The sequence below is a fragment of the Sphingomonas sp. genome (genome assembly GCF_035490575.1).
Lineage (GTDB): Bacteria > Pseudomonadota > Alphaproteobacteria > Sphingomonadales > Sphingomonadaceae > Sphingomonas.
This window is the reverse complement of record NZ_DATJLI010000057.1, coordinates 1-6085: the sequence shown is the minus strand read 5'-3', so window position 1 is coordinate 6085 and position 6085 is coordinate 1. Positions and strand designations below refer to the sequence as shown.

At 61.7% G+C, this 6085-nt stretch carries 7 protein-coding genes; all 7 read left to right on the top strand.

Annotation, left to right across the window (positions count from 1 at the left end; genetic code table 11):
* The coding region (locus VL973_RS04165) for a sugar transferase (RefSeq protein WP_325282768.1) at positions 1-345 on the top strand (345 nt) is incomplete at its 5' end.
* Between the two features lie 68 nt (positions 346-413).
* The gene (locus VL973_RS04160; protein ID WP_325282767.1) at positions 414-1694 is read left to right on the top strand and encodes a lipopolysaccharide biosynthesis protein; all 1281 of its coding nucleotides are present in this window, start codon (positions 414-416) and stop codon (positions 1692-1694) included.
* A complete protein-coding gene (gene pseC, locus VL973_RS04155; protein ID WP_325282766.1) occupies positions 1691-2851 on the top strand; it encodes a UDP-4-amino-4,6-dideoxy-N-acetyl-beta-L-altrosamine transaminase in 1161 nt (386 codons plus the stop codon). The genes VL973_RS04160 and pseC overlap by 4 nt, the downstream gene beginning before the upstream one ends.
* Positions 2848-3540: a pseudaminic acid cytidylyltransferase gene (pseF, locus tag VL973_RS04150; protein WP_325282765.1), complete on the top strand. Its 693-nt coding sequence runs from the start codon at positions 2848-2850 to the stop codon at positions 3538-3540. The genes pseC and pseF overlap by 4 nt, the downstream gene beginning before the upstream one ends.
* Positions 3537-4649 carry a UDP-2,4-diacetamido-2,4,6-trideoxy-beta-L-altropyranose hydrolase gene (pseG, locus tag VL973_RS04145; protein ID WP_325282764.1) on the top strand — a complete coding sequence of 371 codons (1113 nt, stop codon included), beginning with the start codon at positions 3537-3539 and terminating at the stop codon, positions 4647-4649. The genes pseF and pseG overlap by 4 nt, the downstream gene beginning before the upstream one ends.
* A complete protein-coding gene (pseH, locus tag VL973_RS04140; RefSeq protein WP_325282763.1) occupies positions 4637-5161 on the top strand; it encodes a UDP-4-amino-4,6-dideoxy-N-acetyl-beta-L-altrosamine N-acetyltransferase in 525 nt (174 codons plus the stop codon). The genes pseG and pseH overlap by 13 nt, the downstream gene beginning before the upstream one ends.
* A gap of 1 nt (position 5162) precedes the next feature.
* Positions 5163-6085: pseudaminic acid synthase (gene pseI / locus VL973_RS04135; RefSeq protein ID WP_325282762.1), on the top strand; the 923-nt coding region annotated here is incomplete at its 3' end.

Here is a 6085-nt window from a genome sequence, read left to right as displayed (position 1 = left end):
GTCACGCGGATCGGACGTTTCCTGCGCCAGAGCCGGATCGATGAGCTGCCGCAGCTCATCAACGTGCTCAAGGGCGAGATGTCGTGGATCGGCCCGCGTCCCGAAGCCAGCGTTCTGTCGCAATGGTATGAAAGCAAAATTCCCTTTTACCGCTATCGCCATATCGTCCGTCCCGGAATCACGGGCTGGGCGCAGGTCCATCAAGGGCATGTCGCCAATGTCGATGAAGTGACCGAAAAGCTGCATTATGATTTCTACTACATAAAGCAGTTCTCGCTCTGGATTGACCTCATCATCGTGGGGCGCACGATCCGGACGATGATGACGGGTTTCGGCGCTCGCTGAATGGCCTGCGTCCATGTTCACATGCGCGCGGTCGCCATGCGTGCGTATCCTGCACAGATTGATCGTTGATGGTCAGGCGGATCGCGCCTCTTTTAAACGTCGGACTGCGGATGGGCACGCTGGCCACGCGGTTCGCGCTTGTGTTCCTGCTCGCGCGCTATCTCGATGCAGCATCGCTCGGCTATTACGGGCTGTTCACGGCCGCGACGGGCTATGCGCTGTTGTGCGTCGGGCTTGATCTTTACGTCTATACGTCCCGAGAGATCACGAAGATCGATGTCAGCCGTCGTGGACAATTGCTGAAGAGCCAGGCGACGCTGGTCGGACTGCTCTATTGCGTGCTGATTCCGGTCGCGGTGATCGTGCTGCCATCCGCCGGATTGCCTGAAGGCCTGTTATGGTGGTTCGTCCCGATCCTCGTCCTCGAGCATCTCAATCAGGAACTCTACCGCCTTCTGATTATCCTGTCGCGGCAACTGACGGCCAGCCTGTTGCTGTTCGTGCGACAAGGCAGCTGGGCGATTGCTGCGGCGATCCTGATGACGGTGGACGCGCAAAGCCGGAATCTCGACTTTGTGATGGCGTTATGGGCCGCATCGGGCGCAGTGGCCGGGGCCATCGGCCTGTGGCAATTATATCGGCTTGGCATGGGGGGATGGCGCGCACCGGTCGATTGGGCCTGGCTCCGCAAGGGTGTGATGGTAAGCGGCGCCTTTCTCGTCGCGACGCTTTCGGTTCGGGCGATCCAGACCGTCGATCGCTATTGGCTGGAAAGCCTGGCCGGGATCGAAACCGTGGGCGCCTATGTCCTGTTCTTCGGTGTGGCGAGCGCGCTGACGGTTTTTCTGGACGCCGCCATCCTGTCCTTTCGATATCCGGAAATGGTCGCCCACGCCCATCAGGGCGAACATGAAGCGCTGCACCGCAAGGTTCGGATCGCGGTCATTCAGGTCGTTGCGGTGTCCGTCGCATTTTCGATCATCAGTTTGATATTGCTGCCATATCTCCTCGAATGGATCGGACAGCCTGTCTATCTGGCATCGATGGGCATCTATTATTGGGTGCTGTCAGGGATCATTGCCTATTCGATCGGCATGGTGCCGCATTATGCCCTTTATGCGCTGGGACATGATCGCACGCTGGTATTGAGTCACATCAGCGCGTTGTTGATATTCATCGGCGCCACGCTGGCGACCATCCCGCTGTCCCGTGCCTATGCGGTGCCGATCGGGGTGACAATCGCGATGGTGGCAGTCCTGTTGTGGAAATCCCTGGCCTATTGGTCGTGCGCCCGCGCTCACCGCCTGCAGGCTTATGACCTTAAAGTTGAAAGTGGTTTGAACGCATGATCCGCTACGGCCAGCAAGACATCAACCAGGACGACATCGACGCTGTCGTTGCCGTTCTCAAATCGGTCAATCTGACGCAGGGACCGACAATCGAAACATTTGAACGCGAAGTCGCCGGGGCCGTTGACGCGCGCCGTGCGGTCGCCGTCAACAGCGCGACATCGGCATTGCATATTGCCTGCATGGCGCTGGACCTTGGTCCTGGCGATTGGCTGTGGACGACGCCGAACACCTTTGTCGCGTCCGCCAATTGCGCGCTTTATTGCGGCGCACAGGTGGATTTCGTCGATATCGACCCGCAAACCTATAACCTGTGTCCGGTGGCGCTCGAGGCCAAGCTGATCGACGCGCAGCGCGCCGGCCGGCTTCCCAAAGTCGTCGTTCCCGTGCACCTGACGGGCCAGCCATGCGACATGGCCGCCATCCACGCGCTGGGCACGCGCTTCGGCTTCCGGATCATCGAGGATGCGTCTCATGCGATTGGCGGTGCCTATCGCGACGAGCCGATCGGCAATTGCCGTTACAGCGACATCACCGTTTTCAGCTTTCATCCGGTCAAGATCATCACGACCGCCGAAGGCGGGATGGCGACGACCAATGACGACGAGCTGGCGACACGGCTGCAGTTGCTGCGTAGTCACGGTATCACCCGTGATCCCAGGCTGATGACCGGGCCGATGGAAGGGCCGTGGTATTATCAGCAGGTCATGCTGGGCTATAACTACCGCATGACCGATATCCAGGCCGCATTGGGTATCAGCCAGATGAAGCGGTTGCGTGAATTTGTTGAACGCCGGCACGCCATTGCCGATCGCTATGCGTCATTGCTTGCCGATCTGCCGGTCACATTGCCCTGGCAGCATCCCGACAGCTATTCGGCCTATCATCTTTATGTGATCCGTCTCCAGCTCGATCGGATGACCCGGTCGCACCGCGAGGTATTCGAGCATCTGCGTGCCCGCGATATCATGGTGAACCTCCATTATATCCCGGTTCACACCCAGCCTTATTACCGGCAGTTCGGCTTTGCGGATGGCGATTATCCGCAATCCGAGCAATATTATCGCGAAGCGATCAGCATCCCGATGCACCCCTCCCTTACCGATGCCGACCAGGATCTGGTCACAGCGGTCCTGCGCGAAGCGATTTCGGGGTGAAGGTCGCCGTCATTCCGGCGCGTGGCGGCAGCAAGCGGATACCGGGCAAGAATCTTCGACCCTTCCACGGGCTCCCGATGATCGCCTGGTCGCTGCACGCCGCGCGTGACAGCGGATGTTTCGACCGGATCATCGTCAGCACCGATGACGATGCGATTGCGCGCATTGCCGTCGAACATGGTGCCGAGGCGCCCTTTCGGCGTCCTGCGGAGCTTGCGAACGATCATTGCGGCACGGGGCCGGTCATCGCCCATGCCGCCAATTGGCTGGCGGCAGAAGGGCAGGCGGCCGACATGCTCTGCTGCATCTATGCCACCGCGCCGTTTCTGCAGGCGTCCGATCTTGAACGTGGTCTGGCAATCCTGACGGAGACGGGAGCGGACTTCGCATTTTCGGTCACGAGCTACGCCTTTCCGATCCAGCGGGCGATCCGCATCGGCGATGATGGGCGTGCGGCGATGTTCCAGCCCGAACATGCGGCCACGCGTTCGCAGGATCTGGAAGAAGCATGGCATGATGCGGGCCAGTTCTATTGGGGCCGGTCGCAGGCCTGGATCGAGAACCGGCCCATTTTCGGGCGGGGCGGGGCGCCGGTGATCCTGCCCCGGCACCGTGTCCAGGATATCGATACCCTTGAGGACTGGGTGCGCGCCGAACTGATGTTCGCAGCGTTAGGGCAATCCGAATGACGTCGGCGGATGCGCTCGCTGGAAAGCGGATTGCATTCCGAACCGATGCTTCGATCGAGATCGGCACCGGGCATGTCATGCGCTGCCTGACGCTTGCCGATGCATTGCGCGCGGGCGGTGCGGCGTGCCTGTTCCTGTGCCGCGCGCATGACGGGCATCTGATCGAGCTCATCGAAGCTCGCGGCCACCGGGTTGCCGAATTGCCGCCGGCCGCATCCGCACCCTCTGGCGTCGGCGATCCGGCACATGCGGCGTGGCTCGGATCAGGCTGGCACGAGGACGCCGTCGCCACCAGGGAATTGCTGGGGCCGGCCGGCGCCGACTGGCTGGTGGTCGACCACTATGCAATCGACGCGCGTTGGGAGCGGGTGCTTCGCTCGTCCGTCCGGCGTGTGTTGGTGATGGACGATCTCGCCGATCGCCCGCATGATTGCGACCTGCTGCTCGATCCGACGCTGGGGCGAACGCAGGGAGCCTATCGGGAACTGGTGCCCGACCACGCGCAGCTGCTTCTTGGGCCGCAGCACGCATTGTTGCGGCCCGAATTCGCCGCCGCCCGCGTCGACAGCCTGCGCCGCCGGGAACATCCCCGACTTCGCCGGTTGCTGGTCACGATGGGCGGGGTCGACAAGGACAATGCCACGGGGCGCGTCCTGGACGCGCTCGATACCTGTTTCGCCGATGCGGACATCGCCGTTACAGTGGTGATGGGTCCCCATGCCCCGTGGCTGGCGCAAGTGCGTCACCAGGTGGCGCAAAGGCGGATGCCGACACAGTTGCTGGTCGGGGTGAGCGACATGGCGCGGTTGATGAGCGAGAGCGATCTGGCGATCGGTGCGGCGGGCGGCACTTCATGGGAACGATGCTGTCTGGGCTTGCCCGCATTCACCCTGTCGCTTGCACAGAACCAGCACGAGATGTCGCAATCGCTGGAAATGGCGGGGGCTGTCATTGCCATGACCCGCGCGGATGACATTGCCCGGACCATGCGGCGTCACTTTGACGAAGATTGTGCGGCCAGCCTGCTGGCGCGAATGATCCCGGCGGCGGCCGCTGTGACATCGGGGCAAGGGGTCAAGATCCTGGCTGAACGGATGTGCTCGCTTTGATTGTCCCCGCTCATGTCCGCTGCGTCACCGAAATGGACCTGCCCATGGTTCTTGCGTGGCGAAATCATCCCGATGTGCGCCGTTTCATGTTCACGCAGCATGAAATCGGTCTCGACGAACACCGCGCCTGGTATGCCGTTGCAAGCCAGGATCCGGCGCGGCGGCTGCTGATTGTCGAGGATCACGAACGACCGCTTGGTTATGTGCAGTTCAACGCCGTTGCCGCCGGCGGCATTTCGGACTGGGGTTTCTATGCCTGTCCGGATGCGCCCAAGGGTAGCGGCCGCAGGCTTGGTAATGCCGCCATCGAATATGCGTTCGAAAAGCTTGGCCTGCACAAGATCTGTGGACAGGCCATCGCCGACAATGCTGCGTCGATCAGGTTCCACCAGAGGATCGGCTTCACGCAGGAGGGTGTCCTTCGCGATCAGCGACGGATAGATGGACGCTATCACGCTTTGGTCTGCTTCGGGCTTTTGCGCCGTGAATGGCAGGCCGGACATGGAGAATAATGTGACTGAGATCACGATCGCTGGCCGGCCGATCGGGCCGGAACATCCGCCCTATGTCATTGCCGAGCTGTCGGCCAACCACAATGGCAGCATCGACACCGCGCTGGCGATCATCGACGCGGCAAAGGACGCCGGCGCGGATGCGGTGAAGCTGCAGACCTATCGCCCCGACACCATCACGCTCGACAGCGACGCCGATGATTTCCGGATTACCGGCGGCTTGTGGGATGGGCGGACCCTGTATGAGCTTTACGAAGAAGCGCATATGCCCTGGGAATGGCACAAGCCGCTCTTCGAGCGCGCCCGCGCGCTGGACATCACGATTTTCAGCTCGCCATTCGATAGCACCGCAGTCGACCTGCTCGAGGATCTGGGCGCCCCAGCATACAAGATCGCATCGTTCGAAGCCGTCGACCTGCCGTTGATCCGCTATGTCGCCGGCACCGGAAAGCCGATGATTATTTCGACCGGCATGGCCGATGCCGAGGAGATTGCCGAGGCGGTTGACGCGGCGCGTTCGGGCGGATGCCGGGAACTGGCGCTTCTGCACTGCGTCAGCGGCTATCCCGCGCCCCCGGGCGATTATAACCTGCGAACCATTCCGGACATGATGGCGCGCCACGGATTGGTGACGGGGCTGTCGGACCACACGCTCGACAACACGACCGCCATCGCCAGCGTGGCGCTTGGCGCGTCGATCATCGAAAAGCACTTCACCCTCAATCGTGGGGGCGGCGGTCCCGATGACAGCTTCTCGCTGGAACCGCCCGAAATGGCGCAGCTTTGCACCGGCGCGCGAACCGCCTGGGCGGCTCTGGGGCACGTCAATTATGGTCGCAAATCGAGCGAGCAGGGCAACGCCCAGTTCCGTCGATCCCTTTATTTCGTGCGAGACCTGAAGGCGGGCGAGACGATCACGCCGGA